General features: G+C 49.0%; 1 protein-coding gene. It reads right to left on the reverse strand.

Annotated features, from left to right (window positions below; genetic code table 11):
* A partial coding sequence (locus tag AC0NJP_RS18280; protein ID WP_474700707.1) for an ABC transporter ATP-binding protein occupies positions 1-533 on the reverse strand: 533 nt, incomplete at its 3' end.
* Between the last annotated feature and the right edge of the window lie 39 nt (positions 534-572).

The following is a 572-nucleotide window of genomic DNA, read 5'->3' on the forward strand; positions in this document are numbered from 1 at the left end:
GGTTCATCCAATAAGAGCAGTTTCGGCTGCGCCGCCAAGGCTCTGGCAATTTCCAGACGACGCTGCTCGCCGTAAGGCAGGTTTTTCGCAATCTCGTCTTTTTTATCGGCCAACCCAAAGATTTTCAAGAAGGATTCCGCCTTTTCGGCAATCTCTACTTCTTCTTTATAGTAGCGCCCTAACCGTAGTGCGCTTTCAATCAAACCATACTTCACATGAAAATGGTAGGCGATCTTTACATTATCAAGCACCGACAGATCCGCAAAGAGACGGATATTCTGGAAGGTTCTCGCTATGCCTCGCTGCGTAATCTGATAGGGTTTTAACCCGACTACGCTCTTTTCGTCAAAGATGATTTCTCCCTCTGTGGGCTGATACACGCCAGTCAGAAGGTTGAAGGCCGTCGTTTTCCCGGCTCCGTTTGGACCGATGAGACCGACAAGCTCGCCTTGATTCAAATGAATATTGAGGTCCGATACGGCTCGTAGTCCGCCGAACACTTTGCTTACCTTAGTGGCTTTGAGTAGTTCCATCTTTTTTCCCTCCGATCCGGCTCAGCATGCTGAGGCTTA

It is taken from the genome of Pelorhabdus sp. sgz311002, from assembly GCF_056134285.1.